We start from the raw sequence: 25,497 nt of genomic DNA, 5'->3' as shown, positions 1-25,497 counted from the left end.
GACTTGCGAGCCGGAGAAACACGCCGATGAAACGAATTTTGATGGTCGCGGGCACCCTAGTTCTGGGGGCGGGCGCCGTGATGGCGCAGCAGGAGGTTGCCGTCCAGCAGGACAATCTGATGCGCTCGCAGGCCAAGAGCCTCTACACCGTCATCCTGAAGATGACGAAGGGCGACATCCCCTACAACCAGAAGGCGGTCGACGAGGCGATCGCCAGTCTCGAGACCGACGTCGCCAAGATCGCGAAGACGTTCGAGGTCAATCCCAAGCAGGACGTGGTCAACGCAACCTACGGGGCGTCGCCGAAGGTCTGGCAGAACAAGGCCGATTTCGACTCCAAGATTCCGCCGGTGCAAAAGGCGATCGCGGACGTCAAGGGCAAGATCACCAATGTGGCGAGCCTCAAGGCCGCCTACACGGCGGTCAACGACCGCTGCACCGACTGCCACGAGACGTATCGGTTGAAGCTGAAGTAGACGTTGCAGCTGGTATGCTTGACGCGTGACCAGTCTCCGAGTCGCGCAGCACGGCACCAATTTCTCGTTCCATGGCCTGACGGATCGCCGTCAGAGTGGTTATGTTTGCTGGCGCCGTCGCGACGTTGATACGTCGCGACGTCCGGAGTTGCGACGCGCGGCGACGATCTCAGTGAACAGCGAGACAGGCCATGGCAAAACCGTTTCCGTCGAAAACCCATATCGGCAACCATATGCTGCATCCGGAAACGCTGATGCTGACCTATGGCTATGATCCGCAGCTGTCGGAAGGTGCCATCAAGCCGCCGGTGTTCTTGACCTCGACCTTCGTCTTCAAAACGGCCGAGGACGGGCAGGACTTCTTCGATTTCGTCGCGGGCCGTCGCGAACCGCCGGAAGGCATGGGCGCGGGCCTGGTCTATTCGCGCTTCAACCATCCCAACAGCGAGATCGTCGAGGACAGGCTCGCCATCTACGAGCGCACCGAGAGCTGTGCGCTGTTCTCGTCCGGCATGGCGGCGATTTCGACGACGATTTTGGCCTTTGTCCGACCCGGCGACGTCATCTTGCACTCGCAGCCGCTCTATGGCGGCACGGAAACGCTGCTGACCAACACGCTGGCGCGTTTCTCGATCGGCGCGGTCGGCTTTGCGGACGGCATCGACGAAACGGCGGTCAGCCAGACCGCCGAGGAGGCGATGCGCAAGGGCCGGGTTTCGATGATCCTGATCGAGACCCCGGCCAACCCGACCAACGGCCTCGTCGACATCGCGCTGATGCGCCGCGTCGCCGACACCATTGGCAAGGCCCAGGGTCACACGCCAATCATCGCGTGCGACAACACGCTGCTCGGACCGGTGTTTCAGCGGCCGATCGAGCACGGCGCGGACCTCTCGCTGTACTCGCTGACCAAATATGTCGGCGGTCATTCCGACCTGATCGCGGGCGCAGCCCTCGGCACAAAGGCGGTGATGAAGGGCGTGAAGGCACTGCGGGGCGCCATCGGCACCCAGCTCGATCCGCATTCCTGCTGGATGATCAACCGCTCGCTCGAGACCTTGAGCTTGCGCATGGAGAAGGCCAACAGCAACGCGCGCCTCGTCGCGGATTATCTGCGCGACCATGCCAAGGTGGCGAAGGTCCACTATCTCGGTCACCACGAGGAGACCTCGCCTGCGGGGCGCGTGTTCGCACGGCAATGTCTCGGCGCAGGATCGACGTTCTCGTTCGACATCGTCGGCGGCCAGGCGGCGGCGGAGAAATTCCTCAACGGCCTGCAGATCTTCAAGCTCGCGGTCAGCCTTGGCGGAACGGAGTCGCTGGCGAGCCTGCCGGCGACGATGACGCATTCCGGCGTCCCCGCCGACATCCGTCGCAAGATCGGTGTGCTCGATTGCACGATCCGGCTGTCGATCGGCATCGAACACCCGTCGGACCTGATCGCGGACCTCGAGCATGCGCTGAGCGCGGCCTGAGCGCACCTCAAAGCGGATTGGATGTGCGGCATGCCGACATGATAGCCGCGGCTGCCTCGTTGCTTTGTGCACCCGAGAGCTGCCGCACGAGGCAGATATAATAGCCCTTGCTGGAGGCGTTCAGCAGGGAGTCGCCATTGACCGCAAGCCAATTGCAGGCCGAGCGGATATACTGGACTGCAAGCGGCGATCTCGTGTCGCGGATCGCCGACAGCTCGCATTGAGCCTGCCTTTCCATGTCGGTCTGCGCGACGACCGGTCCGGAGAATGCAATAATCGTTGCGGCAACGAAGACACCGGCCAGACCATGCCATGATGTGCGAGCAGGCTTCCGGCGGGCGCCTTGGCGCGATAGTTTATCGGAGAAGGCGGGATCATTCGCGTTGGGAGTGGTCATGTTGCGCCTCGTTGCTCTGGAGACGATCATAGAGCGTCAGATCGACGGTAGCCATCAGCGCGACGACGTGATGATCGACTGTCTCGGTGCCTGGCGCGTGCTGCGCGAGGGCGGCGTGATGCTGATGGACGACGACACCTGGAAGCCGGACAATCCCGACGCGGAGCGCGTGACGCCCGCTGTCGACACATTTCTCGCCTCGCACGACGATGCCGAGGTGATCCTCGGGAGCCACCAGATCGCGGTGCGCAAGCGTCCCGCCTGACGCGCGCTGCCCGGAATCAAAAAGGCCGGACGCTCCTGCGCCCGGCCTTCGCGGAAAAAATTGCTATAAAACTTACTTGGTCACCTGGCCGCGGATTTCGCCACCCGGGTTGGCCGCGGTGTGAATGTTGACATAGAGCTTGCCGGCGAGGAGATCGGCGGCCTGCGCGTCGGTCAACGTCGCCGAGCCCTCAGCCGGGCTGTTGGCAGCACCCGGGATCGGCACCGCGACACCGGCATTCTTGCCGGTCTCGGCGGGGCCATGGAAATGAGCGGCAGTGGCGGGGCCGGAGAGGCCGGAATAGGTCAGCTTCCAGGATAGCTTCTTGGTGGCGGCGTCATAGTCGAGATCCGCCGTGCCGGTGCCGCTGCTGGCGTTAGCGGGCACCTCTGACTTGCCGTCCAGCGTCGCCTTCAGTTTCTCCGCGCTGGCCGAGCCGGCGAATGCGACGGCGGCTCCGAGCGCCAGCGTGGCAAAAAGCGCTTTGTTCATGGGTCTCTCCCTGTTGACGCCTGATTGCTGTCAACTTGCAAACAGTGCGGTTCCGACTTTATTCCCGGATTCCGATCAAACCATCTAAATTATTCGTGGCTGGAGCGGCTGCGGGATGATCCGTAAATTCGCGAAAGCCCCATGGGATCCTCAATGCTGCGACGAACAATTTATGTCATTTTGATTGCTGCCGTCGCAGCCTTTGCCGTCTACTGGTGGCTGAGCGCGCCGACCGCTCTGGCCTTGCCGGCGCCGACGCGCGGGCCTGATCTCGCCAACGGGCAGGAGCTGTTCAACGCCGGCGGCTGCTCGTCCTGCCATGCGGTGCCCAACCAGCCCGACCGCCTGCGGCTCGGCGGCGGCCTGGCGCTGGGGTCGCCGTTCGGCACGTTCTATGTCCCGAACATTTCCCCCGACCCGACCTACGGCATCGGCCGCTGGAGCGAGGCCGATTTCGTCAACGCCGTGATGCGCGGCATCTCGCCCGAAGGCGCGCACTACTTCCCGGCGTTTCCCTACACGTCCTATCACATTGCGAAAGTCGACGACGTCCGCGATCTCTTTGCATATCTGAAAACGCTGCCGCCGGTGTCGGGCCGGGTGCGCGACCACGATGTGCCGTTTCCGTTCAACATCCGCCGCAATGTCGGCATCTGGAAATTGCTGTTCATGAATGTCAGGCCGTTGATGCCGGATGCAACGCGTTCCGCGCAATGGAATCGCGGCGCCTATCTCGTGAACGGCTTTGGCCATTGCGCCGAATGCCACAGTCCGCGCAACGCCCTCGGTGGGATCAACCGGGGCGAGCGCTTCGCCGGCGGTCCCAATCCCGAAGGCGAGGGCTGGGTGCCGAACATCACGCAGAAGGGTCTTGGCGGCTGGAGTGAGAAGGATATTGCCGACTTCCTGGAGACCGGCGACATGCCCGAAGGCGACAGCGCGTCGGGCTCGATGCGGCCGGTGATCAAGAACCTCGCGCAGTTGACGCCAGAGGATCGCGCCGCGATGGCCGCCTATCTGAAGTCGCTGCCGCCGATCGACGGCCCGACGCCGCCCAAACGCAAGGAAGGTGGCGGCTGAATCAGGCCAACTGCGCAACATCGCGGCTTGCGCCAATCGCGCCTGCTATTTGGCGCCAAACGCCTTGAAGGTGATGATGGTGAGCGTGTCCTGGATGCCGGGCAGCACCTGCACCTTCTCGTTGATGAAGTGGCCGATGTCGGTGTCGTTATCGACATAGAACTTCACCAGCAAATCGTAATGGCCGGCCGTGGAGTAGATCTCGGAGGCGATCTCGGCTTCGGCAAGCGCATTGGCGACCGTATAGGACTGGCCAAGCTTGCATTTGATCTGGACGAAGAAAGGAACCATTGCAGTCACTCCGAAAGCATATCTTGCCGGCTAATAGGCCAAAACCGACCGGATTTAGCAAGCGGACTTGCTGTCTCCGGGGATAAGCCGCCCGCGGGCAAATGCCGGTTTTGCCCTACGAAATCGCCGTCGCTGCGGCGAAGGCGTCCCTGAGGCGCTGGGCCAGCTCGGCCTTGCGATAGGGTTTGGTCAGGACCACTGCTTTCGCCTGCGCACGGCCCTGCTCGACCAGGGTCTCCAGCGCATAGCCCGAGGTGAACAGGACCGGCAGGCCCGGCCGAATCCGCCGCGCCTGGTCCGCGAGCTCCCAGCCGCTCATCCCGCCGGGCATGACGATATCGGTGAACAGCATGTCAATGCCGGGATCGGCGCGCAACCGCTGCAGGGCCTCCTGTCCATTCACGGCGGCGACGACGCGATAGCCGAGCGCTTCCACCCGGAGGATCACCGAGGAGCGCACGAACGGATCGTCTTCGGCAATCAGGATGGTCTCGTGGCCGCGCGGCGCGGTGTCATCGCTGTCCAGCACGTCGGCCGGCGATTGTCCGCCGCCGACGCGCGGCAGGTAGATCCGGACCGTCGTCCCCAGGCCCTGTTCGCTGTAGATCGAGACATGGCCGTCGGATTGTTTTGCGAAGCCATAGACCATGCTCAGTCCGAGCCCTGACCCCTTGCCGACCTCCTTGGTGGTAAAGAACGGCTCGAAGGCGTGCTCGATGACCTCGGGCGTCATGCCTTCGCCATCGTCGGTGACGGAAATCAGCGCGTAGGTGCCGGATGCCACTTCCGGATGCAGGGCGCGATAGTCCTCGTCGATTGCGGCGAACTCGGTGCTCAGCGTCAGATGGCCGCCGGATGGCATCGCGTCCTGCGCGTTGAGCGCAAGGTTCAGCACGGCGGATTCGAGCTGGGCGCGGTCGGCAAAGGCCTCGATGGTGCCAGGGCCGAACGCAGTCTTGATCTCGATATTTTCGCGCAACGTGCGCTTGAGCAACTTGAGCATGGACGCCAGCAGCTCGCGGCAATCGATCGCCTTTGGCTGGAGCAATTGGCGGCGGCTGAATGCCAGAAGTCGCTGCGTCAGCTCCGCGCCGCGTTCGCCGGACTCGCAGATGTCGTCGGCAAATTGTCGCAAATTGGGCTGCGCCTTGAGCTGTTCGCTGAGAAGCTCGGCGTTGCCGATGATGACAGTGAGGAGATTGTTGAAGTCATGGGCGATGCCGCCGGAGAGCTGGCCGACCGTCTCCATCTTCTGCGCCTGCTGGAGCTGCTGCTCGGTCAGCTTGCGCCTGGTCAGGTCGTGAACGATACCGACGTAGATCAGCTCGCCATCCTGCCAGGCCTGGCCTACCGAAAGGTTCATCGGGAAGGTCGATCCGTCCTTGCGCAGGCCGGCGGCTTCCCCGGTTGCGAAACGCCGCGCATGACCGGTGGATGGGAGCTTCTTCTCGTCGGCCATCAGCATACCGATGTCGATATTCATGACCTCGTCGGCGCGATAGCCGAACAACCGTTCGCAGGCGGGGTTGAACAGCAGAATGCGGGCTTGCGCATCGAACAGGATGACGCCGTCCACCGCTGTCTCGACCACGGCGGTGAGGCGCGTCATGCTCTCGCGCATCGCGCGCTGGGCGTCGCCGACTTGTTTGAGCAACAGCGTCGCATCCCGGCTCTTGATCTCCTCCTCTTCCAGCGCGGCCTGAACCTTCTGCAACTCGAACGGGGAGGGAATCGTCAGGATCTTCGGCAGCAGGGGCCAAAGTGCACCGGCGGTGAAAATGGAGGCCGCAGCCGTGACCGCCTTGACGATGCCCTCGATGCCGTAGATCGGGACCCAGAGCGTGTAGATCGACAGCAGGTGGGTCAGGCCGCAGGCCATGATGAAGACCGCGAACGCCCAGTAGACCCAACCGAATTGAAGGTCGCGCCGCTTGGTGACCAGAATGGTGAGAGCGAACGGGATCGAGAAATAGGCCGCGGCGATGATGGCGTCGGAGGCGACGTGGAGCCAGATCAGCTCGGGCTCCCACAACAGGCAGATGCCGTGCGGCGAAAGCATCGACGAATCGAGGAGACGTTCAAAAAAGGCCCACATGATTTCTTCCCGAGAGGGTTGCGGGCCGAGAAGGGCCCGCAATTTGGCGTCGCTGGACGAATCCACCAGCTAACGTGTCACTCGCACGCACGGGCGCCAAGGCCGGGCTATGCCGTGGTTGTATTTTTCGGGGATGTGCACGCTTTCGGGACGACAATGCCATGCGGCGGCGCAACCGTGATTCGCCGCTGCGCGCCCGGCGGTGTCGCGAATCAGCGCCACGGCGGCAGGGCCAGCTTGCTGGGGCTCCGGGGGCGCGCTAGGACAGGCTATGGCGAAGATTTCTTCAAGCAAGTGTATCCCGCGATGACGACACCGGTGGCGCTCACCATTGCCGGCTCGGATTCGAGCGGCGGCGCCGGCATTCAGGCCGACCTGAAGACCTTTGCCGCGCTTGGCGTCTATGGCGCATCCGCAATCACGGCGTTGACGGCGCAGAACACCAAGGGCGTCACCGGTATTCATGCCGTACCCGCCGCGTTCGTCACTGCGCAGATTGATGCGGTGTTCTCCGATCTCGATGTCGGCGCGGTGAAGATCGGCATGGTGGCGCAAGCCGAGAGCATCGATGCGATCGGCTCGGCGCTGGCGCGCTGGAAGCCTCGTCATATCGTGCTCGATCCCGTGATGGTCGCAACCTCGGGGGATCGCCTGCTGGCCGCGGAAGCTGTCGAGGCGTTGCGCACCAAGCTGATGCGCCTCGCGTCGGTGATCACGCCCAACCTGCCGGAGGCGGCTGCGCTGCTGGACGAGCCGATCGCGCGAAGCGAGGCCGAGATCGAAAGCCAGGGGCGTCGTCTGCTCGGGCTCGGCTGCCGCGCGGTGCTGATCAAGGGCGGCCACGGCGAAGGCCGTGAGAGCATCGACTATCTCGTCAGCGCCGACAAAACGATCGCGCTTGCCGCGTCGCGTGTCGTCACCCGCAACACCCACGGCACCGGCTGCTCGCTGTCCTCGGCGGTTGCGGCGGGCCTCGCCAAGGGCGAGGATCTCGAGACGGCCGTGCGCAACGCCAAGAGCTGGATCAGCGCGGCGATCGCGGCAGCCGACCGCTTCAGCGTCGGTCACGGCCACGGACCGATCCATCATTTCCACAGGTTTTACTGACGCGGGCTTCGAGCTGCGTGCAGCTCACCGCCGTTAACCGGTGAGACCCTGGTGTTCCCCGCTTTTGCGGACGACCAATGCCGCCTCATGTCGCCTGATTGTCGCATGCGACTGATATTCGCGGGGAGGGCGAGGCGAGGTTTGATTCGTATCTGAGGGTGCCTCAAAGGTTCAATTGGTCATCCCCCTGTCACGGGACATTGTTACAGGCTGTCGCATGGGAAGTTACGATATGAGTGACGAGAGCCCTGAAAGGCGCTTTCGCACCTTGTTCATCTCCGATGTTCATCTCGGAGCCCGCGGCTCGCAAGCCGACCTTTTGCTGGACTTCCTGCGCTACCACGATGCCGACACCATCTATCTCGTCGGCGACATCGTGGACGGCTGGGCGCTGAAATCCAGCTGGCACTGGCCGCAATCGCATAACGATCTGGTGCAGAAGCTGCTGCGCAAGGCGCGCAAGGGCGCCAAGATCATCTACGTGCCCGGCAATCACGACGAGTTCCTGCGCAACTATTACGGCACGCATTTCGGCGGCATCGACGTTGTCGAGAACACCGTCCACACCGGCGCCGACGGCAAGCGTTATCTCGTCATCCACGGCGACATCTTCGACCTCGTGGTGCAGAACGCGCGCTGGCTCGCCCATCTCGGCGACAAGGCCTACGACTTCGCGATCCAGATGAATCGCTTCGTCAACTTCTTCCGGCGCATGTTCAAGGTGCCTTATTGGTCGCTGTCGCAATGGGCCAAGCAGAAGGTCAAGAACGCGGTCAACTATATCGGCGCGTTCGAGCAGGCGCTCTCCGCCGAAGCACGACGCCATGACGCCGACGGCGTGATCTGCGGCCACATCCACTACGCCGTGATCCGCGACGAGAACGGCATCCGCTACATGAATTGCGGCGACTGGGTCGAGAGCTGCACTGCGCTCGTCGAGCACGATGACGGTCGTTTCGAGATCATCACCTGGGCGGATCATGCGCAAAAGCCTGCAGCCGTACCGCAGGTGGCAGCAAGGGCGGCCTGATGCGCATCCTGGTCGCGACCGACGCCTGGCACCCGCAAGTCAACGGTGTGGTTCGGACGCTGACCAAGCTCGCTGACGCGGCCAAGACGCTTCGCGTCGAAGGTCTTGGCGTCGAGTTTACATTCCTGACGCCGCAATCGTTCCGTACCTTCGCGATGCCGAGCTATCGCGACGTGCGGCTCGCGATGCCGCGCCCGGCGCGGATCGCGAAGCTGATCGAGGAAGCGCGGCCCGACAGCGTCCATATCGCAACGGAAGGGCCGATCGGCCTGATGGTCCGCCGCTATTGCCGGCAGCGCAAGCTGCCGTTCACGACCAGCTTCCACACCCGCTTTCCCGAATATGTCCGCGCTCGTGTGCCGGTTCCGGAATCCCTGATCTGGCGGGCGCTGCGGCGTTTCCACAGCGCAAGCCGCGCCGTGATGGCGGCGACGCCCGCGCTGGCCCGGGAGCTCGGCGAGCGCGGTTTCGACAATGTCGTGTTGTGGCCGCGCGGCGTCGACACCCATTTGTTCCATCCTCGCGCCATCGACCTCTGCCTGCCGGCCCCGGTCTTCCTCTCGGTCGGCCGCGTCGCGGTGGAGAAGAATCTCGAGGCGTTTCTCGACCTCGATCTGCCCGGCACCAAGGTGATCGTCGGCGACGGCCCGGCGCGCAACGCGCTGGAAGAGACCTATCATGACGCGATTTTTCTGGGCGAGAAGCACGGTGAGGAGCTGGCCGATATCTATGCGGCGGCGGATGTCTTCGTGTTTCCGAGCAAGACCGATACGTTCGGCCTGGTCCTGCTCGAGGCACTGGCGAGCGGCCTGCCGGTCGCGGCCTTCCCGGTGAAGGGGCCCCGCGACGTCCTCGGCGATGCGCCGGTCGGCGCGCTGGATCATGACCTGCGCAACGCCTGCTTCGCCGCGCTCGATATCTCCAGGCAGGCCTGCGTCCAATTCGCCTCCAATTACACCTGGGAAGCCTCGGCGAGGGCTTTTGTGGACAGTATCCGGGCGGTCGGCGCGGTGCTGCCCGGCCGGACTGGGGCGGAACAGCCGCGCTTCGTCGCCTAGTTTCTTGTTTTGACGCGTTTTCTTCGCGCGAACCGGTACCCAAACCCTCGCGCGGAGGTGTCTTGCTCGCGCCTCATCCGACGCGATAACATCGTCCCATGTCCGAACAGCCCCTTCCGATCGGCCCTGCCGATATCGATGCCGCAGCGCGCGTGCTCGCGCCCTTCGCCGTCCGCACGCCCTTGCTGTCCTTTCCCGTGCTCAACGAGCGCGTTGGCGCAAAAGTGTTCCTGAAGCCGGAGATGCTCCAGCGCACCGGCTCCTTCAAGTTCCGCGGCGCTTTCAACAAAGTGTTCTCGATCCCGCAGGACAAGCGCGCCGGCGGCGTCGTCGCGTTCTCCTCCGGCAATCACGCCCAGGGCGTGGCGGCGGCGGCCAAGATCCTCGACATGCAGGCGACCATCGTGATGCCGGCGGACGCACCGCTGTCGAAGCGCGAGCGCACCAAATCCTATGGCGCCGAGGTCGTGCTCTATGATCGCGACCGCGACGATCGCGAGGCGATTTCGCGCGGCATCGCCGAGAAGCGCGGTGCGACGCTGGTTCGGCCTTATGATGATCCTTTCGTGATCGCGGGGCAGGGCACGGCCGGCCGCGAGATTGCGGAGGACATGGCAACGCTCGGCCTCTCACCCGACATCGTGGTCGCACCGGCCTCCGGCGGCGGCCTGATCGCGGGCGTCGCGACGGCCGTGAAGGCGCGCTATCCGCAAGCCCAGATCGTGGTGGCCGAGCCCGAGGCCTTCGACGATCACGGCCTGTCGCTGACCGCAGGCCATCGCGAGCCGCATCCGCCGGCGGGCCGCACCATCTGCGATGCGCTGATGGCCCTGATCCCCGGCGAGATGACCTTTGCGATCAACAGCAAGCTGCTCGCGCGCGGCGTGACTGCGTCGGACAAGGAAGTCGGCGCGGCTGTTGCCTTTGCCTATCGCGAGCTGAAGCTCGTGGTTGAGCCCGGCGGCGCGGTCGGCCTTGCCGCGCTGCTCGCTGGCCGTCTCGACGTCGCCGGCAAGAACGTGGTCATCGTGCTCTCTGGCGGCAACGTCGATGCGGATCTGTTCGCCGAGCTGGTGGCTTGAGTTTTTGAGCTTCTGACATGATGAAGGGGCAGAGCGTTTTCGCTCTGCCCCTTTGTCGTGTACGCTTGCCGCGATCAGTGCATGAAGCCGCCGTGGTGACCGCCGCCGCCACCCATCGAGAACGACTGGTTCATCGACTGACGGAAGTTGTTGCCGCCGCCATTGCCCATCGCATTGAACTGCGGGCGGTTGTTTTGCACCTGGATCTTGTTCACTGGATTGTTGTTGAGCTTCACGCCGTTGTTGATGCGGATCGGCTGGTTCTGGGTCTGAACATTCGTCGTCTTCACGTCGGTGGTCTTGACGTCGACGCCCTTGCCGATAGTCACCGGCATGCTCACGACCTTGCCCGCCGGGCCGGCATTGTTGTTGCCGGTGGTCTGCGTGGTGGTGGTCACCGGCAGCGTCACGATCTTGCCGTTGCCACCATTGTTCGTCGTCGTGTTGGTTGGTGCGGGCAGGGTGACGATCTTGCCCGGGGTCTGCGACGACGTGCCGGACTGCGGATTGCCTGCCGGCAGGTTGGTGATCTGGCCGCCATTGCCGAGCTTGCCGATGACGTTGCCCTCGCCCGGCTTCTGCGCCACCGGCAAATTGGCGTTCATCTGCGAGCCATTGCCCTGCTGGATCAGCGGCATGTATTTGGGCTGGCCGAGACCGCCGATCTTCAGCGTCGGGGCGATGTTCTGCGGAGCCAGGAACTTCGTCGCCTGCATCAGGGGGATCAGCTTCGGCTGCGTCTCGAGCTTGTGCGCCATCTGCGCGTAGGGGCTGTTGCCGTAGCTGTTGTAGAAGGTCTGGTAGCCGATCGGCGAGTTCGCCAGCACCGCCTGGTGCCAGGCCTGCGTGAGCAGAAGGTTCGACAGCAGCCAGCGGATGTGATCGCACAGCGGGTCGTGCGGATACATCTGGATGAACTCCTGATAGTACTCCGGCCGTCCCTCGGACACGACGTAGTCATAGGCCTGGCGCGTCGAACGGCTCGGGAGGTTCGCGGCCATCTGCACCACAGGTGCGTTCACCGGCGCGCGGTTGGCAGCCACCGCCGTGTCGCCGAAGAAGGTGAAGTCGCTCGTCAGCGATGAACTCTCCCACGGAATCTGCGCGCCGCTGGTGGTCTGGTTGACTTGGAGACGCACGCGCTTGAACAGCTGCTCGATCGGCACGTTGGGCTCGCGCGCGACGTTCAGGAAGGCCTGCGTATAGGGGCTGTGGCCGCCATTGCCGTCCAGCGCTTCGGCGCCCGGCGCGGTCGAATAGCCGACGATCGAGCCGTTCGGCGCATCGACGATGGCGAGGCCGCGGCCGGCGTCATTGACGTTGGGGAACGGGTTGTTGCGGCAGGCGTCGAGGATGACGATGCGCATCCGGCTCGGGATCGTCTCCAGCGTCGACATCACGTCGACCAGGCGGACCGAGTCGTTGACGAGCTCGCTCTGGTTCGACACCTTCGCGTCAACAGGGACGAGATAGTTCTCGCCGGCGAGCTGCACGCCGTGTCCGGCGTAATAGACCATCGCCACCGTGTTCGGGCCGCGCGCGGACACTTTTGCCGAAAAGTCCTGCACCACGCGCAGCATGTCATTCTGGCCGAGGTCGGTCGCCGAGATCACCTCGAAGCCGGCCGAGTTGAGGAATTGCGCCATCGACTGCGCGTCGTTGTCGGGGTTCGCGAGTTGCGGTGCGTTCCGGTAGTTCGAATTGCCGATCACCAGCGCCACCCGCTGCTCCGGGCCTTGCAGTGCAGTCGGGGCGGGTTCGACAGGGGCGACTTGCGCGGCAACCGGGCCGCAGGCGAAGCCGAACAGGCTTCCCAGCAGGCCGGCAGTCATCAGGGCGGATTTCAGGCGGAACATGGCGTGCTCCTTTGGCACTCATCTCGATGCGAGATTGGTTGCGAGGAAGCTTGACCGCGTTCGAGCCCTGGCGTCCGTGATCGCGATCACCTTGGCGCGGTGTGTGATCCAAATCACGCAGAGAGCGTAGAGGCAATTCGGCAATATTCGAGCGAAACTTGTAATCCTGAGGTGGTCCGGTCGTCGCGAAGCACGGCCAGCGCTACGACTGCTGCGAAATTATTGCGCACGGGAACCAAGCCGCCTTTACGAGAAGAACGCGATCTTCTCGGCCTGGGTCATGCGGCGGATCGGGGCGAGGGCGTCGTTGGCCGCAGTGCGGGGCTTTTGCACGATGCCGCTGGCGAGAATGGTCGCGCCGAGCGAGGGCTCGGGCAGGGGCGACGGCATCGGCAATGTCGCGGCCGGTGCCGCACCGAAACTCGCCGCGGCGACCATGGCGTGGGCCGGCTGTTCCATCACTTCGGCGGCGGCCTCCGCAATGGCGTCGGTGAGGTGTGCCAGCGATTCCATTGCGATCGGGGCTTCGACAACCGCCGGCATCTCAACAAACGGCTCTTCGACATGTGGCGCGATTGGCGCCTCCGCCGCCACCGGCTCCGCGACTATGGGTTCCGGCATCGGCTCGGGAATAGCCGCTTCGATCTCCATGGGCTCGACGATCTCGTCGAACTCCGGATCGGGCGCGGCCATCTCCATCGCGATCCGCGCGAGCACGGCGTCGTCTTCGGCCTCCGCAGCGGCATCGAGCGAGAAGTCGTCGGTGATCTCGGCGATGGATGCGGGATCGGCGAGGCTGTCCTCGACCGCAGCAAAACTTTCTTCGCCGGCGGCGTGGACTTCGGCGACCTCGGACTCGATCGCGACGTCCATCACCGCTCCCTCGGCAATGCCGCTCGCGTCAGCGGTCGCCTCGGGCGCGATGTCCTGCGGTGTCTGCGCAAAAGCCGCGGATGCTTCGCTCGCCATCGCGGCGGGCGCATCAGTAACCGGCGCTTCCGCCGCTGGCGGCGTGGCTTGCGCAGACGCCGGCCGAACCGTGTCCTGCGGCGCTGCGACGCCGTCAGCGTTCGTTTGCTCGACCCGGTCCCTGAGCAGATCGAAGGCGGCCTTGAGGTCGCCGCGCGGGTCGATGGTCGAAATTTGGGTGCAGGCCGCTTCGATCGAGGCGAGCTGCGAATCAATCAGGTCGCAGATTCGCCCGTCGGCGCCGATCTCGCGCCAGCGCCAGGAGATCTCCTTGATGATGCGCACGCCGCGCGGGATCGGCGCGAGGCTCGCCTCGAGCGCGGCCGGATCGAACGTCTTGCCGGCGGCGCTTTCTGCGTCCTCGACGGCGCGGCGGATCGCGACCAGCGCTTCGGGAAGGCGGTCCTCGACGACGGATTGTCGCTGTGCTGCAAGGGTTTCTTCGATTTTGGCGACCGCGTCGAGCACCATGCGCGTGTCGGCATTGCGGTTGCGTTTGGCGTATTCGCCGAGGAACCAGCGGCCGCGCGCGGTCTCCATGAAGGCTTCGCGGATCGCGTCGTAATCCTGCTCGTTCGGCTCGGCCGCGCGGGCAGACATGGGCGAGAGGGCGAATGCTTCGTTGGCCATGACAATCTCGTCGCGCAAATCACCGCGCGTTACTGTAACGATCACCACGATATCGACCGAATCGCAATTGGTTTGATGGCAGGCGAATCACAAATCCCCATCGCGACATCAGTCAAGCGGCGATTCGCCGTGCGTCTCGCGCTGTTTTACTCGGCCGTGTTCGCGGTGTCGGGCACGCATCTGCCGTTCTTCCCGGTCTGGCTCAAGGCGGTCGGCGTCGATGCGGCCTGGATCGGGATCATCAACGCGCTGCCGTCGCTCATGCGCTTCACCACGCTGCCGCAGATCACCGCCTTTGCCGAAAAGCGACACGCGATTCGCGCCGGCATCATGATCTCGGTGCTGGCCACCGCGATCGGCCTTGCGGCCCTCGGCTTGCAGCAACAGCCGCTGGCGCTGTTCCTGATCTACGCTCTCACCTGCGTGATGTGGACGCCGACGACGCCGCTCACCGACGCCTATGCACTGCGCGGCGTCGCGCGTTACGGGCTCGATTACGGACCCTTGCGGCTGTGGGGCTCGGCGGCCTTCGCCGCCGGCTCGCTGGCCTGCGGCTACCTCGTGGACAGCATCGCAGCGCGCAACCTGATCTGGATCATCGTCGCATGGGCGGTGGTTGCGGTGCTTGCCAGCATGCTGCTTCAGCCGCTCGACGATGCCAGGCGCAAGACGACGGAGACGCCGGCCGGCAAGGCCTTGTTGCGCGATGGCGGCTTCTGGGCCGTGATCGCCTCGGCTGCGCTGATCCAGGGCAGTCACGCCGCCTACTACATATTCTCCGCCATCAACTGGCAGATCCAGGGTCTGAGCGGGCTGACCATCGCGGGGCTGTGGACGCTGGGTGTGATCGCCGAGATCATCGTCTTCGCACTGTCGCCGCGCTTCTCGTTGCATCCGTCGTCGCTGATGGCGATAGGCGGCGTCAGCGCGGTGCTGCGCTGGATCGTCACGGCGCAGGAGCCGTCGCTGGCGCTGCTCGCGATCGCGCAGCTCGGTCACGGCCTCTCCTTCGGGATGACTGTTGTCGGCACCATGAATCTGCTGGTGCAGCGCGTGCCGTCGCATCAAATCGCGCGCGGGCAGGGCTACCTCGCAGCGTGCAGCGGATTGTTGGGCGCGGTGACCTCGATCGCCTCAGGCGCGATCTACGCCCGCATCGGCGACAGCCTCTATTACGTCATGGCGGCGATGGCGGCGGCCGGCGCGATTGTCATCTGGTCGGCGCGGCATCGGCTCATGGCTCAGCCCCAGAGCGAAGCGTCAGGCGGATAAACCAGGCTCTCATCATAACGCAGTCCGTGATCGCGATCGCGCGCCAGCAACAAGGGGCCGTCGAGATCGACGAAGCGCGCCTGCGGGCTCACCAGGATGGCAGGCGCCATCGACAGCGAGGTCGCGACCATGCAGCCGATCATGATCTCGAAGCCGAGCGCCTGCGCGGCATCCGCCATCGCAAGCGCTTCGGTGAGACCACCGGTCTTGTCGAGCTTGATGTTCACGGCGTCGTAGCGCGCGCGCAAGGGCGCCAGCGAGTTGCGATCATGCACGCTCTCGTCGGCGCAGACCGCGAGCGGCCGCTTGACCCGCGCCAGCACTTCGTCCTTGCCGGCTGGCAGCGGCTGCTCGACCAGGGTGACGCCGACGGCGGCGCAGGCGGCGAGGTTGTCCTCCAGATTGGCCTCGGTCCAGGCCTCGTTGGCGTCGACGATCAGCTCGGACTCCGGGGCCGCCTTGCGCACGGCTGCGATCCGCTCCGGATCCCCGTCGCCGCCGAGCTTGATCTTGAGCAGCGGCCGGTGCGCCGCTTTCGCGGTTGCCGCCGCCATGGCCTCAGGCGTGCCCAGCGAGATTGTGTAGGCGGTGGTGCGCTCGCCCGGGATCGGGCGGTCCAGCAGGTTCCAGGCCCGCAGGCCCGCCGCCTTGGCCTCAAGGTCGATCAGGGCGCAATCCAGCGCATTGCGGGCTGCTCCTGGCGGCATGGCGGCCTGCAGGGCTTGCCGTGTCAGCCCGCCCGCCACGATCGCCTGCATGGCCTCGATCGCGGCCAGCGTTGCCTCGGGGGTCTCTCCATAGCGGGGATAGGGCACGCATTCGCCGCGGCCGATCAGGCCGTTTTGGCTCATCTCGGCCACAACGGTCACGGCTTCCGTCTTGGCGCCCCGGCTGATCGTGAAACTGCCGGCGATGGGAAACCGCTCGATTCGCGCGGCAAGGGCTGGAACTTTGCTGGAAGTCATTTTGAACTCTGGCGAAATCTGAACCTGCTGGTTACCTCTAGCAACTAACATTAACCAGTTGGGGATACCTTTTCTGGGTAAGGGCGCGTGCGCAACTATCTGATTTCCTCCGCCCCGGCACGGGAGCGGACATCTTGAACGGCGATCCGAAGCTGGAGCGGATAGCCAAAGGCAACGCGCTTGCCCTCTGCGCCACCGGAACCTGGACCGCGAGCTTCGCGCCGGTGCTGGAGCGGATGGTGGCCGACGCCGAGAAGCTCGCCGGCGGTCCCCAAAGCATTTTCATCGACGTCTCCGAGGTCGCCAAGCTCGACACGTTTGGGGCCTGGCTAATCGAACGGCTGCGCCGCAGCCTCACTCAAGGCGCCGTCGAGGCGCAGATCGCCGGACTGTCCGCCAATTATTCGAGCCTCGTGGACGAGGTGCGCCGGGTCCGCGCGACCCCGGTGATCGACAGCAGCACGATCACCATCACCGGCATGCTGGAGCAAATTGGCCGCACTGTCGCCGGCCTCGGCGGCACGGTTGCGGGCCTGATCGACATGCTTGGCGCTGTGCTCGCGGCGGGCGGGCGCGTGCTGATCCATCCGCGCTCGCTCCGCCTGACCTCGACCGTGCATCATCTGGAGCAGGTCTGCTGGCGCGCGGTGCCGATCATCGTGCTGATCACCTTCCTGATCGGTTGCATCATCGCCCAGCAAGGCATCTTCCATTTCCGCCGCTTCGGCGCCGACATCTTCGTCGTCGACATGCTCGGCGTGCTGGTGCTGCGCGAGATCGGCGTGCTGCTGGTCGCGATCATGGTCGCTGGCCGCTCGGGCAGCGCCTACACCGCCGAGCTCGGGTCGATGAAGATGCGCGAGGAGATCGACGCGCTCCGCACCATGGGGTTCGACCCGATAGAGGTGCTGGTGCTGCCGCGCATGCTGGCGCTGGTGCTGGCGCTGCCGATCCTCGCCTTCCTCGGCGCCATGGCCGCGCTCTATGGCGGCGGCCTCGTCGCCTGGCTCTATGGCGGCGTCGATCCCGAGGCGTTTCTGCTGCGCCTGCGCGACGCCATCTCGATCGATCATTTCATCGTCGGCATCGTGAAAGCGCCCGTCATGGCCGCGGTGATCGGCATCGTCGCCTGCGTCGAGGGGCTCGCGGTGCAGGGGAGCGCGGAATCACTCGGACAGCACACGACCGCGTCGGTGGTGAAGGGCATCTTCTTCGTCATCGTGATGGACGGCGTGTTCGCCATCTTCTTCGCCTCGATCGGAATGTGACGATGGCGCAAGATATCCAAAACGCGATTCAAGACCCTATCATCCGCGTCCGCGACATCACCGTGCAGTTCGGCGCGACGCGCGTGCTCGACGGTCTCAACCTCGACGTCAAGCGCGGCGAGATTTTGGGATTTGTCGGCCCGTCGGGCGCGGGCAAATCGGTGCTGACACGGACCATCATCGGTCTCGTGCCGAAGGTCGCAGGCTCCATCGAGGTGTTCGGCGTCGACCTGGATTCCTCCAACACGTCGCAGCGCCGCAACGTCGAGCGGCGCTGGGGCGTGCTGTTCCAGCAGGGCGCGCTGTTCTCCTCGCTCACGGTGCGGCAGAACATCCAGTTTCCGATGCGCGAATACTTGCGCGTCTCGCAGCGGCTGATGGACGAGATCACCATGGCCAAGCTCGCCATGGTCGGCCTCAAGCCGGAAGTGGCCGAGCGTTTCCCCTCGGAACTATCCGGCGGCATGATCAAGCGCGTCGCGCTGGCGCGCGCGCTGTCGCTCGATCCCGATCTGGTCTTCCTGGACGAGCCGACCTCCGGCCTCGATCCGATCGGTGCCGGCGACTTCGACGATCTGGTCAGGACGCTGCAGCGGACTTTGGGGCTGACCGTTTTCATGGTAACCCACGACCTCGACAGCCTTTACACCGCCTGTGATCGGATCGCCGTTTTAGGAAACGGTAAGATCATTGCGGCAGGGTCGATCGCCGACATGCAGGCCTCGCAGCATCCCTGGCTGAGGCAGTATTTCCATGGCAAGCGCGCCCGCGCGGTCGTGACTTGAGTAGCCGGAGCAGCTGATGGAAACGCGGGCGAACTACGTACTGATCGGATCCTTCACGCTGGCGGTGCTCGCGGCTGCGATCGGCTTCGTGCTGTGGTTCCAGTCGCTGCACACCACCAAGCAGCGCAGCCCCTTTCGCGTCGTGTTCGAGGGCCCGGCCGCGGGCCTGCGCAACGGCGGCAGCGTCAACTTCAACGGTATCCGGGTGGGTGAAGTGGTCTCGGTGAAGCTCGACAACCCGCGGCGGGTTGTCGCACTCGCCATGATCGAGAACAACACGCCGCTCCGCAAGGACACCCTGGTCGGCCTCGAATTCCAGGGCCTGACAGGTGTGGCCGCGATCTCGCTCAAGGGCGGCGAGGAGGCAGCGCCACCGCCGCCGCTCGACGAAGACGGCATCCCGACGCTGACGGCCGATCCGAACAAGCTCCAGGACGTCACCGAGGCGATCCGCGGCACGCTGCAGAACATCAACAAGATCGTCGCCGACAACCAGGAGTCGGTCAAGAACTCGCTGAAGAACCTCGAGACCTTCACCAACTCGCTCGCCCGCAACTCCGAGAAGATCGACGGCGTGATGGCCAAGGTCGACGGCGTGATGCTCAAGGCCGACAGCCTCATGCTCGGCCTCAACACGCTGGCCGGCGGCAAGGACGGCGGCGAGCTGTTCCTGACGGTGAAATCGATCCGCGAACTCGCCGAGGATTTCGACAAGCGCTCCGGTGCCTTGATGACCGACGGCCGCCGCACGCTCGGCGACATCAGCCGCGCGGTGAACAACTTTGACCGCAACCCGACCCGCGTGCTGTTCGGCGCCAGCAACAACGCGCCGGCAGCTGCTCCGCCGGCCGAGGCGCCTAAGCCGGCACCGGCCAGCGAGCGCAAGCGGCAGTGAACGGGCGAATGGTGAGTGGCGAATAGCGAATAGGTTCTGCTCGCCGCATCGGTCCAAAATAAAACGGAGCCCGCGAGGGCTCCGTTTTTTTATTCGCTATTCGCGGGCCTCAACTTACCCCAGCCGACCGGCCGCGTGAGCGAGCAGGGTGTAGACCAGGCCCGTCTCCGAGGTCAGGTGGCTGCGCAGCTCCTGCGGGCCGCGGCCGTCGCGGGCGACTTCGTCGAGCAGGCGTTCGAACTCGCCGATATAGCGGTCGACCGTGCCCTTGAAGTTGCGGTCGGCGCGATACTTGCGGGCGACCTCATCGAAGGCCTTCTGACCGGCGGGCGTGTACAGGCGCTTGGTGAAGGCCTTGTTCTCGCCGCGCTGGTAGCGGTCCCACATCTCGGTGGCGAGGTTGCGGTCCATCAGCCGGCCGATGTCCAGCGACAGCGATTCCAGCGGATTGCCGTTGCTCTGCGGAGCCTGCGGCTGCGGAGCGGGTGCAGCCTGGCGGCCACGCGGAGCTTCACGTCCCGTGGGAGCAGCCTGGTTGGCGTCCGTGCGGTTCAACAGATCCGAGAGCCAGCCGTCGCGACCCTGGTCGTTGCCGCCGGGGGCAACCGGCGGTGCCTCGGTGCGACGCGAGGCGGGCACGCCGAGATCCGGCGGCGGCAGGGTCGAGGCGCTGGCGCTTTCGCGGATGCGCGTTTCGCTGCTGCGACCACCGACGGCCGCCATCATCGGCTCTTCCTGGCGCTGGGCGGCGACAGAAGCACGGCCCGTCGTGGTGACGTCGAGGCCGCGGCCGTGCTGGGCCACGATGCGGTTGAGCTCGGCGAGCGCTTCGATCTGGTCGACGATCACCTTGCGCATCTGTGCAGTGCTCTCGGCGGCCTCTTGCGGCATCTCGAGCACGCCACGGCGCAGCTCGTTGCGGGTGGCTTCGAGCTCGTTGTGCATCTCGAACGCCATCTGCTTCATGCTGGAGACGAGGTTGCCGAACTTCTCGGTCGACTGCTTGAACATCGCATCGGCCTCGTCGGTGGTCTGGCGATAGATGTCGTGCATGGACTCGACGGTCTGGCGATGCTCTTCCTCGGACGCCGCGCGCACCGCCTCGAACTGGCGGGTGATCGCGGCCGAGCCTGCGCCGGCAGTCTCCGCGACCACGCGAGCGATGTCGCGGGCACGCTCTTCGGCTGCAGCGAGCGACTCATCGAGCAGCCCGGTGAAGCGCGACAGGCGCTGGTCGAGATCGGCGGTACGCAGGTCGATGGTAGTGACGAGCGATTCCAGCGCCTGCTTGCGCTCGGCGAGCGAGGCGGTGGTGTTCTTGTTGCTCTGTTCGACGACCTGCGCGGCATCGACCAGCGCCTTGCCATGTGCGTCGAACTGCGTCGACAGCTCGCCGAGATCCTGCAGCGCCCGCGTGGTCTTCGTGTTGAAGACGTTGAGCTGGTCTTCCAGGTTTTGCGTCGCAGTGCCGTTGCGCGAGGTGACGTCGTTCATCGCCGAGACGAAGTCGGCGACGCGCGTCACCAGCGCCCGCTCGAGCGAGTTCAGGTTGTCGTGCGCACCGGTCAGCACCTCCTGGAGGAGGATGTTGCCTTCACGCAGACGCTCGAACAGGGCGACCGTGTCGGTGCGCAGGATCTTGCTGGTCTCCTGCATCTCGGTGACGGCCGCGATCGAGACCTGGCGCGACTGGTCGATCGCCGCGCGCGAGGCGGTCTCGAGGTCCTTGAGTGACTTGCCGACCGCGCTGGTCGCGACTTCGCTCGCCGCGTTGATGGTGCGGGCGACATCGTTGCCGTTGCCCATCATGGTCTGCGAGAAGGCCGTGCCGCGGGTCTCGATCGACTTCAGCGCGTCGGAGGTGACGCGGTCGATGTCGAGCGTGAGCTGGCTGGCCTTCGAGCCGATTGCGTCCACGAGCGAGCCGCGCTTGGCATCGATCATGTTCGACAGGCGGTCGGCCTGCTGCTGCACATAGGTGACGATCTCGTCGGTCTTGCCGGTCATGGCCTGGCCGAAGCTGCTCGAGGCGGAGAGCACCGAGCGCTCGACGTCGGCCGAGCTCGACTTGACCCGCGAGCTCGCCTCGTTGGAGGCGTTGATCAGCGCATTCTGGGCGTTGAGCGCGCTGGTCTGGATGTCGTTGGTCGCGTTCGCGGTCGCCGTGCTCAGCGCGCGCTCGATCTCGGTCGAGATCGTGCGGATCTGGCTCGCGGCGTCCGCCGAGGTCGAGGTCAGCGAGGTCTGCGCCTCGCGTGCGCTGTTGAGGATGGTCGAGGCGGTGTCGGCGCCGACAGCGGTCAGCGTGCGCTCGATGTCGGTCGTCAGCGACTTGATCTGGCTGGCCGCATCGGTCGAGGCTGATATCAGCGTGCCCTGGGCCTCGCGCACGCCGCTGGTGAGCGCCTCGATGGTGGCGCCGCCGGCGGTCGCCAGCGCGCGCTGCATCTCGGCTGCGAGCGAGCGGACCTGGCCGGTCTGCTCGGCAGAAACCGCGAGCAGGGTGCTCTGGGCGTCGCGGGCGCTCGCCGTGATCGTCTCGGCGGTGGACTGGCCGACCTGCGAAAGCGAGCGATGCACTTCGGACGCGAGCGACTTGACCTGGCTCGCCGCATCCGAGGACGCGTTGACCAGCGTGCTCTGGGCCTCGCGCGCGCCGGTCATGATGGTCTCGGCCGTCGAGGTGCCCGCCATCGAGAGCGAGCGCTGGACGTCGGAGGACAGCGCCTTGATCTGGTTGGCGGTCTCGGTCGAGGCCGCGATCAGCGTGCCCTGCGCATCGCGGGCGCCGGCGGTGATCGATTCCGCCGTGCTGGTGCCGGCGAGCGACAGCGAGCGCTGCACGTCGGCGGTGAGCGTCTTGACGTGGTTGGCCGCGTCCGACGAGGCGGTGACGAGCGTGGTCTGGACCTCGCGGGCGCCGGCCAGGATCGAGGCCGCCGTGGCCGAACCGGCTGCGGACAGCGTGCGTTCGACGTCGGCTGCGAGCCCCTTGATCTGGTTGGAGGCGTCGCCCGAGGCCGCGACCAGGGAGGACTGCGCCTCGCGGGCGCTGGTCAGGATGGAGTTGGCAGCACCGGTGCCGACAGCGGTCAGTGCGCGCTCGACCTCGGCGGAGGTCATCTTGAGCTGGGCGTTGACGTCGGAGGAGACCGTCATCAGCGACTGCTGCGCAGTGCGCGCACCGGTCTGGATCGTCTCGCTGGTGTTGACGACGAGGTTGGTGAGCGAGCGCTCGGCGTCCTCGACATGCGAGCGGATCGCGGTCGAGATCATCTCGGCGCGGGACATCATGTCCTCGCTGGCCTGGCGGCCGCTGCTTTCGATGCGGCCGGCGACGGCCTCGACACGCGAGCCGAGCAGGTCTTCGAACTGCGCCACGCGCACGTCGATGTCGTTGGCAACCGAACCGACCTTGGTCTCGATCGCCTGGTGGATGTCCTGGAAGCGCGCCGTGACCGTGTCGGTCAGGTGCGTGCTGCGGCCGTCGATGAGGTCGGCGACGCCGGTGATGCGGCGGTCGACCGCCTCGATCGCCTGAGCCGTGCCGTCCGTGAGCGTCGATGTCAGCAGGGTGAGGCGGGTGTCGATCGACTGAACGGCCTGCGAGGCGCCGTTGGTCAAAGCGGTCGTCAGATAGGTGAAGCGGCTGTCGACGGACTCCAGCGCTTGCGATGCGCCGCTGTTGAACGTCGTCGTGAGATGCGTCAGCCGCGTATCGATCGCCTGGATCGTCTGCGAGGCGCCGTCGGTCAGCGTCGTCGTGAGGTGCGTCAGGCGCGTGTCGACCGACTGGATCGCCTGAGCGGCACCATCGGTCAGCGACATCGCGAGCGTATTGAGACGCCCGTCGATGGTTTCGGTGACCGACTTGGCGCGGGTGTCGAACGACTCTTCCAGCGCGGCGACGCGGCCGACGAGCCGCTCGTCGAAGGTCTTGATGTGGCCTTCGATCGTGTCGTCGAGGTTCGCGATCTTGCCGTTCAGCGAGGCGTCGAAGTTGGTGACGCGTTCGCCGATCGTGGTCTCGAACTGCACCAGCCGCTGGTCGAGCACGGCCGTGATCGCGCCGCCGTTGGAGGTGAAGCGGGTGTCGAAATTGTCGACATAGGTCTTCAGCGACTCATGGATGTCGTGGGTGCGCTGGCCCATGCGCTCGACGATCTCGCCGCCGAAGGTCTTCACGGTGCGGTCGAACTCGGAGATGTGGCGCGTGATCAGGGCACCCAGGGTGCCGGAATCGCGGGCGAACTTCTCGACCAGCTCGGAACCCTGGTTCTTCACCAGCTCGTCGAACGCGCTCATCTGCAGCGACAGCGAGTCGTGCGCGGTCTCGGTCTGGCTGACGACCTTGGCGACGAGGGTGTTGACCGTAGCGTCGAGCGCTTCGCTCGCCTTGTCGCCGGAGGTCATGATCTGGCCGGCGAGGCGGTTGCCGGCGTCGTCGATCTTGGCGGAGAGGTCGTTGGAGCGCAGCTCGAGCTCGAGCAACAGCGAGTCCGACGAGTTCTTCAGGCTGTCATGCACCTGCTCGGTGCGGTCGGAGATGCCGTCGACGATCGCCGAAGAGCGTTGCTCGAACTCGCCGGTGATGCGGTCGATGCGCTCATTCAGCATCTCGTGGACGCGGTCGGCGAGGTCGACGAACTCGTCGTGGACGTGGCCGGTCTTGAAGTTGAGGCTGGTGGTGAGCCGCTCGCTGGCGTCGAGCACCGCGCGGGTGGTCTCGGCGCTGGCTTCCTCGAGGCGGTCGAGCAGGTCGCCGCCGCGCTCGCCGAGCGCCAGGATCATGTTGTCGCCGGCGTGGCTCAGCGCGCCGGTGATGTGGGCGCCGCGCTCTTCCAGCGCGCCGGTGATGGATTTCGCGACCTCGTCGACGCGCGAGGCGATCGCGTCCGAGATCAGCGCGATGTCGTGGCGGAGGTCGATCTGCACGCCGGAAATGGCGCTGCGCACCTGCTCGGCCTGGCCGACCAAATTGTCGCGCTGATGCGCGATGTCCTGGAGCAGGGCGCGGATGCGCACTTCGTTGTCGGAATAGGCGCGCTCGAGTGCTGCGACCTCGTTGGCGACCAGCGTCTCGAGTTCGCCGGCGCGCGCGATGGCGCGCTCGATGCCGTCGCCCATCGCCGCGACCTCGCGGCGGATGGCCTGGCCGACGGTGACCATGGAATCGGACGCTGAGCCTTCCGGCTCGGAGAAGCGGATCGCGACCTGCGCCATCGCCTGCGCGACCTGGCTCATCTGCTGACCGCGCCAGACCAGGCTCGCGAGGAAGTAGAACAGCATGATCGGCGCGAAGAACATCGTGGCTAGGCCGGCGATCGCCAGCACGCCGCCGCTCTCGCCCATGGCGGCCCGGATCGAGGGCAGGAAGCCGACCGTCAATGCGGCGCAGGCGGCGAGCCAGACCACGGTGAAGATGGTCGCACCAGTGTAGATATTGCGGGCAGGGCGGCCCGTCTGCAGCGACTGGAGCAGCTGGCCGATGGTCTCGCGATCGTCATTGGCGGCGCGGCGCGAGGTGCGCGGTTCCTCGATCGGATCGAACACGGCGCGCTCGTTGGCGGCAGGGCGCGGCTCGAATGTCGGCTCGTCGAACACGGGAGGCGCCACTTGGGGCGCCGTTTCGTTGCGCATCGATGCGTTGCGGCTGGTATCGGCAGCCGTGTCGCTGATGTTGAGGGCTTCCTGGATCGCAGAAAGCGCAACTTCTGTGGGATCTTTGACCTTTTTGGGAGTGTTGGCCATGTTCAGTCGAGCCCTCGTTACTTGTACGCGTCCCCCCGCGAGCCCTGCGCGCTACGCAAGCCCACAGACCGGATCATGCCGCTTGCGCGGATCTCCGAGCCGTCCCCACCCGGACGGCTTGTCCGCCAATTTCCGAAACATCCTATTGGCAGAGCGTCGCGAATGAAATGGCTGCGATTAAGACAATCTTAATCATCGTTAACAGGAACACGCCGTAACGCCTTAGCTCTACATGAATTTCTCCGCCGAACCCGGCCA

The 25,497-nt window shown here is 65.3% G+C and carries 20 protein-coding genes; 12 read left to right on the top strand and 8 right to left on the bottom strand.

Features of this window, described 5'->3' with window-relative positions; translation table 11 throughout:
* Positions 1 to 26 precede the first annotated feature (26 nt).
* Positions 27 to 476, top strand: a complete 450-nt coding sequence (locus K3F49_RS03600) for a cytochrome c (protein ID WP_234679524.1) — start codon at positions 27 to 29, stop codon at positions 474 to 476.
* A gap of 191 nt (positions 477 to 667) precedes the next feature.
* The gene (locus tag K3F49_RS03595; protein ID WP_234679523.1) at positions 668 to 1,951 is read left to right on the top strand and encodes a cystathionine gamma-synthase family protein; all 1,284 of its coding nucleotides are present in this window, start codon (positions 668 to 670) and stop codon (positions 1,949 to 1,951) included.
* 7 nt (positions 1,952 to 1,958) lie between these two features.
* Here K3F49_RS03595 and K3F49_RS03590 read toward each other — a convergent pair whose 3' ends face one another.
* The gene (locus K3F49_RS03590; protein WP_234679522.1) at positions 1,959 to 2,348 is read right to left on the bottom strand and encodes a VF_A0006 family four-cysteine protein; all 390 of its coding nucleotides are present in this window, start codon (positions 2,346 to 2,348) and stop codon (positions 1,959 to 1,961) included.
* Between K3F49_RS03590 and K3F49_RS03585 the strand changes: the two genes are divergently transcribed.
* Positions 2,347 to 2,613: a class I SAM-dependent methyltransferase gene (locus K3F49_RS03585; RefSeq protein ID WP_234679521.1), complete on the top strand. Its 267-nt coding sequence runs from the start codon at positions 2,347 to 2,349 to the stop codon at positions 2,611 to 2,613. The two genes, K3F49_RS03590 and K3F49_RS03585, sit on opposite strands and share 2 nt — an antisense overlap.
* A gap of 72 nt (positions 2,614 to 2,685) precedes the next feature.
* On the opposite strand, the gene K3F49_RS03580 is transcribed toward K3F49_RS03585, so the two are convergent.
* Positions 2,686 to 3,105, bottom strand: coding sequence for a CHRD domain-containing protein (locus K3F49_RS03580; protein ID WP_234679520.1), 420 nt, complete (start codon positions 3,103 to 3,105; stop codon positions 2,686 to 2,688).
* Positions 3,106 to 3,258: 153 nt separating this feature from the next.
* On the opposite strand from K3F49_RS03580, the gene K3F49_RS03575 reads away from it, so the two are divergent.
* On the top strand, positions 3,259 to 4,185 hold the full coding sequence (locus tag K3F49_RS03575; protein WP_234679519.1) for a c-type cytochrome: 927 nt from the start codon (positions 3,259 to 3,261) through the stop codon (positions 4,183 to 4,185).
* A 45-nt stretch (positions 4,186 to 4,230) separates the two neighbouring features.
* Here K3F49_RS03575 and K3F49_RS03570 read toward each other — a convergent pair whose 3' ends face one another.
* Both K3F49_RS03570 and K3F49_RS03565 read right to left on the bottom strand, forming a co-directional pair.
* Positions 4,231 to 4,476 carry an Lrp/AsnC ligand binding domain-containing protein gene (locus tag K3F49_RS03570; RefSeq protein WP_015684892.1) on the bottom strand — a complete coding sequence of 82 codons (246 nt, stop codon included), beginning with the start codon at positions 4,474 to 4,476 and terminating at the stop codon, positions 4,231 to 4,233.
* Positions 4,477 to 4,591: 115 nt separating this feature from the next.
* A complete protein-coding gene (locus K3F49_RS03565) occupies positions 4,592 to 6,571 on the bottom strand; it encodes a hybrid sensor histidine kinase/response regulator (RefSeq protein WP_234679518.1) in 1,980 nt (659 codons plus the stop codon).
* Between the two features lie 306 nt (positions 6,572 to 6,877).
* Between K3F49_RS03565 and thiD the strand changes: the two genes are divergently transcribed.
* From thiD to K3F49_RS03545, 4 genes are all read left to right on the top strand, one after another.
* Positions 6,878 to 7,678 carry a bifunctional hydroxymethylpyrimidine kinase/phosphomethylpyrimidine kinase gene (thiD, locus tag K3F49_RS03560; protein ID WP_234679517.1) on the top strand — a complete coding sequence of 267 codons (801 nt, stop codon included), beginning with the start codon at positions 6,878 to 6,880 and terminating at the stop codon, positions 7,676 to 7,678.
* 217 nt (positions 7,679 to 7,895) lie between these two features.
* Positions 7,896 to 8,708, top strand: coding sequence for a UDP-2,3-diacylglucosamine diphosphatase (locus K3F49_RS03555; protein WP_234679516.1), 813 nt, complete (start codon positions 7,896 to 7,898; stop codon positions 8,706 to 8,708).
* Positions 8,708 to 9,766, top strand: coding sequence for a glycosyltransferase family 4 protein (locus K3F49_RS03550; RefSeq protein WP_234679515.1), 1,059 nt, complete (start codon positions 8,708 to 8,710; stop codon positions 9,764 to 9,766). Before K3F49_RS03555 ends, K3F49_RS03550 begins: the two co-directional genes overlap by 1 nt.
* Before the next feature lie 98 nt (positions 9,767 to 9,864).
* Positions 9,865 to 10,848, top strand: a complete 984-nt coding sequence (locus tag K3F49_RS03545; RefSeq protein ID WP_234679514.1) for a threonine/serine dehydratase — start codon at positions 9,865 to 9,867, stop codon at positions 10,846 to 10,848.
* Positions 10,849 to 10,922: 74 nt separating this feature from the next.
* Here K3F49_RS03545 and K3F49_RS03540 read toward each other — a convergent pair whose 3' ends face one another.
* Together K3F49_RS03540 and K3F49_RS03535 are read right to left on the bottom strand one after the other, a co-directional pair.
* Positions 10,923 to 12,704, bottom strand: coding sequence for a caspase family protein (locus tag K3F49_RS03540; RefSeq protein WP_234679513.1), 1,782 nt, complete (start codon positions 12,702 to 12,704; stop codon positions 10,923 to 10,925).
* Between the two features lie 246 nt (positions 12,705 to 12,950).
* The gene (locus tag K3F49_RS03535; RefSeq protein WP_234679512.1) at positions 12,951 to 14,303 is read right to left on the bottom strand and encodes a hypothetical protein; all 1,353 of its coding nucleotides are present in this window, start codon (positions 14,301 to 14,303) and stop codon (positions 12,951 to 12,953) included.
* Positions 14,304 to 14,378: 75 nt separating this feature from the next.
* On the opposite strand from K3F49_RS03535, the gene K3F49_RS03530 reads away from it, so the two are divergent.
* Positions 14,379 to 15,575 carry an MFS transporter gene (locus K3F49_RS03530; RefSeq protein ID WP_234679511.1) on the top strand — a complete coding sequence of 399 codons (1,197 nt, stop codon included), beginning with the start codon at positions 14,379 to 14,381 and terminating at the stop codon, positions 15,573 to 15,575.
* On the opposite strand, the gene dgcA is transcribed toward K3F49_RS03530, so the two are convergent.
* Positions 15,545 to 16,540: an N-acetyl-D-Glu racemase DgcA gene (dgcA, locus tag K3F49_RS03525; RefSeq protein WP_234679510.1), complete on the bottom strand. Its 996-nt coding sequence runs from the start codon at positions 16,538 to 16,540 to the stop codon at positions 15,545 to 15,547. The two genes, K3F49_RS03530 and dgcA, sit on opposite strands and share 31 nt — an antisense overlap.
* 134 nt (positions 16,541 to 16,674) lie before the next feature.
* On the opposite strand from dgcA, the gene K3F49_RS03520 reads away from it, so the two are divergent.
* Genes K3F49_RS03520 through K3F49_RS03510 form a run of 3 tightly spaced genes read left to right on the top strand, consistent with a single transcriptional unit; the run spans position 16,675 to position 19,488 of the window.
* Positions 16,675 to 17,808 carry an MlaE family ABC transporter permease gene (locus K3F49_RS03520; protein ID WP_234679509.1) on the top strand — a complete coding sequence of 378 codons (1,134 nt, stop codon included), beginning with the start codon at positions 16,675 to 16,677 and terminating at the stop codon, positions 17,806 to 17,808.
* A 2-nt stretch (positions 17,809 to 17,810) separates the two neighbouring features.
* On the top strand, positions 17,811 to 18,593 hold the full coding sequence (locus K3F49_RS03515) for an ABC transporter ATP-binding protein (RefSeq protein WP_234679508.1): 783 nt from the start codon (positions 17,811 to 17,813) through the stop codon (positions 18,591 to 18,593).
* A gap of 16 nt (positions 18,594 to 18,609) precedes the next feature.
* The gene (locus tag K3F49_RS03510; RefSeq protein ID WP_234679507.1) at positions 18,610 to 19,488 is read left to right on the top strand and encodes an MlaD family protein; all 879 of its coding nucleotides are present in this window, start codon (positions 18,610 to 18,612) and stop codon (positions 19,486 to 19,488) included.
* A 114-nt stretch (positions 19,489 to 19,602) separates the two neighbouring features.
* Here the strand turns inward: K3F49_RS03510 and K3F49_RS03505 are convergent, their stop codons facing one another.
* On the bottom strand, positions 19,603 to 25,239 hold the full coding sequence (locus K3F49_RS03505; RefSeq protein ID WP_234679506.1) for an apolipoprotein A1/A4/E family protein: 5,637 nt from the start codon (positions 25,237 to 25,239) through the stop codon (positions 19,603 to 19,605).
* Positions 25,240 to 25,497 lie beyond the last annotated feature (258 nt).

Origin of the sequence: Bradyrhizobium monzae (assembly GCF_021458635.1) — a bacterium.
Taxonomy (GTDB): Bacteria; Pseudomonadota; Alphaproteobacteria; order Rhizobiales; family Xanthobacteraceae; genus Bradyrhizobium.
The sequence above is the reverse complement of the archived record's forward strand: the minus strand, read 5'-3'. Positions and strand labels throughout refer to the sequence as shown.

What these genes read in the sequence shown, in the direction of transcription:
- K3F49_RS03505 (WP_234679506.1), bottom strand. Translation starts at nt 25,239, where the DNA reads ATGGCCAACACTCCCAAAAAGGTCAAAGATCCCACAGAAGTTGCGCTT.
- K3F49_RS03540 (WP_234679513.1), bottom strand. Translation starts at nt 12,704, where the DNA reads ATGTTCCGCCTGAAATCCGCCCTGATGACTGCCGGCCTGCTGGGAAGC.
- K3F49_RS03565 (WP_234679518.1), bottom strand. Translation starts at nt 6,571, where the DNA reads ATGTGGGCCTTTTTTGAACGTCTCCTCGATTCGTCGATGCTTTCGCCG.
- K3F49_RS03595 (WP_234679523.1), top strand. Translation starts at nt 668, where the DNA reads ATGGCAAAACCGTTTCCGTCGAAAACCCATATCGGCAACCATATGCTG.
- K3F49_RS03545 (WP_234679514.1), top strand. Translation starts at nt 9,865, where the DNA reads ATGTCCGAACAGCCCCTTCCGATCGGCCCTGCCGATATCGATGCCGCA.
- thiD (WP_234679517.1), top strand. Translation starts at nt 6,878, where the DNA reads ATGACGACACCGGTGGCGCTCACCATTGCCGGCTCGGATTCGAGCGGC.
- K3F49_RS03510 (WP_234679507.1), top strand. Translation starts at nt 18,610, where the DNA reads ATGGAAACGCGGGCGAACTACGTACTGATCGGATCCTTCACGCTGGCG.
- K3F49_RS03590 (WP_234679522.1), bottom strand. Translation starts at nt 2,348, where the DNA reads ATGACCACTCCCAACGCGAATGATCCCGCCTTCTCCGATAAACTATCG.
- K3F49_RS03530 (WP_234679511.1), top strand. Translation starts at nt 14,379, where the DNA reads ATGGCAGGCGAATCACAAATCCCCATCGCGACATCAGTCAAGCGGCGA.
- K3F49_RS03535 (WP_234679512.1), bottom strand. Translation starts at nt 14,303, where the DNA reads ATGGCCAACGAAGCATTCGCCCTCTCGCCCATGTCTGCCCGCGCGGCC.
- K3F49_RS03600 (WP_234679524.1), top strand. Translation starts at nt 27, where the DNA reads ATGAAACGAATTTTGATGGTCGCGGGCACCCTAGTTCTGGGGGCGGGC.
- dgcA (WP_234679510.1), bottom strand. Translation starts at nt 16,540, where the DNA reads ATGACTTCCAGCAAAGTTCCAGCCCTTGCCGCGCGAATCGAGCGGTTT.
- K3F49_RS03515 (WP_234679508.1), top strand. Translation starts at nt 17,811, where the DNA reads ATGGCGCAAGATATCCAAAACGCGATTCAAGACCCTATCATCCGCGTC.
- K3F49_RS03555 (WP_234679516.1), top strand. Translation starts at nt 7,896, where the DNA reads ATGGGAAGTTACGATATGAGTGACGAGAGCCCTGAAAGGCGCTTTCGC.
- K3F49_RS03550 (WP_234679515.1), top strand. Translation starts at nt 8,708, where the DNA reads ATGCGCATCCTGGTCGCGACCGACGCCTGGCACCCGCAAGTCAACGGT.
- K3F49_RS03585 (WP_234679521.1), top strand. Translation starts at nt 2,347, where the DNA reads ATGTTGCGCCTCGTTGCTCTGGAGACGATCATAGAGCGTCAGATCGAC.
- K3F49_RS03570 (WP_015684892.1), bottom strand. Translation starts at nt 4,476, where the DNA reads ATGGTTCCTTTCTTCGTCCAGATCAAATGCAAGCTTGGCCAGTCCTAT.
- K3F49_RS03575 (WP_234679519.1), top strand. Translation starts at nt 3,259, where the DNA reads ATGCTGCGACGAACAATTTATGTCATTTTGATTGCTGCCGTCGCAGCC.
- K3F49_RS03580 (WP_234679520.1), bottom strand. Translation starts at nt 3,105, where the DNA reads ATGAACAAAGCGCTTTTTGCCACGCTGGCGCTCGGAGCCGCCGTCGCA.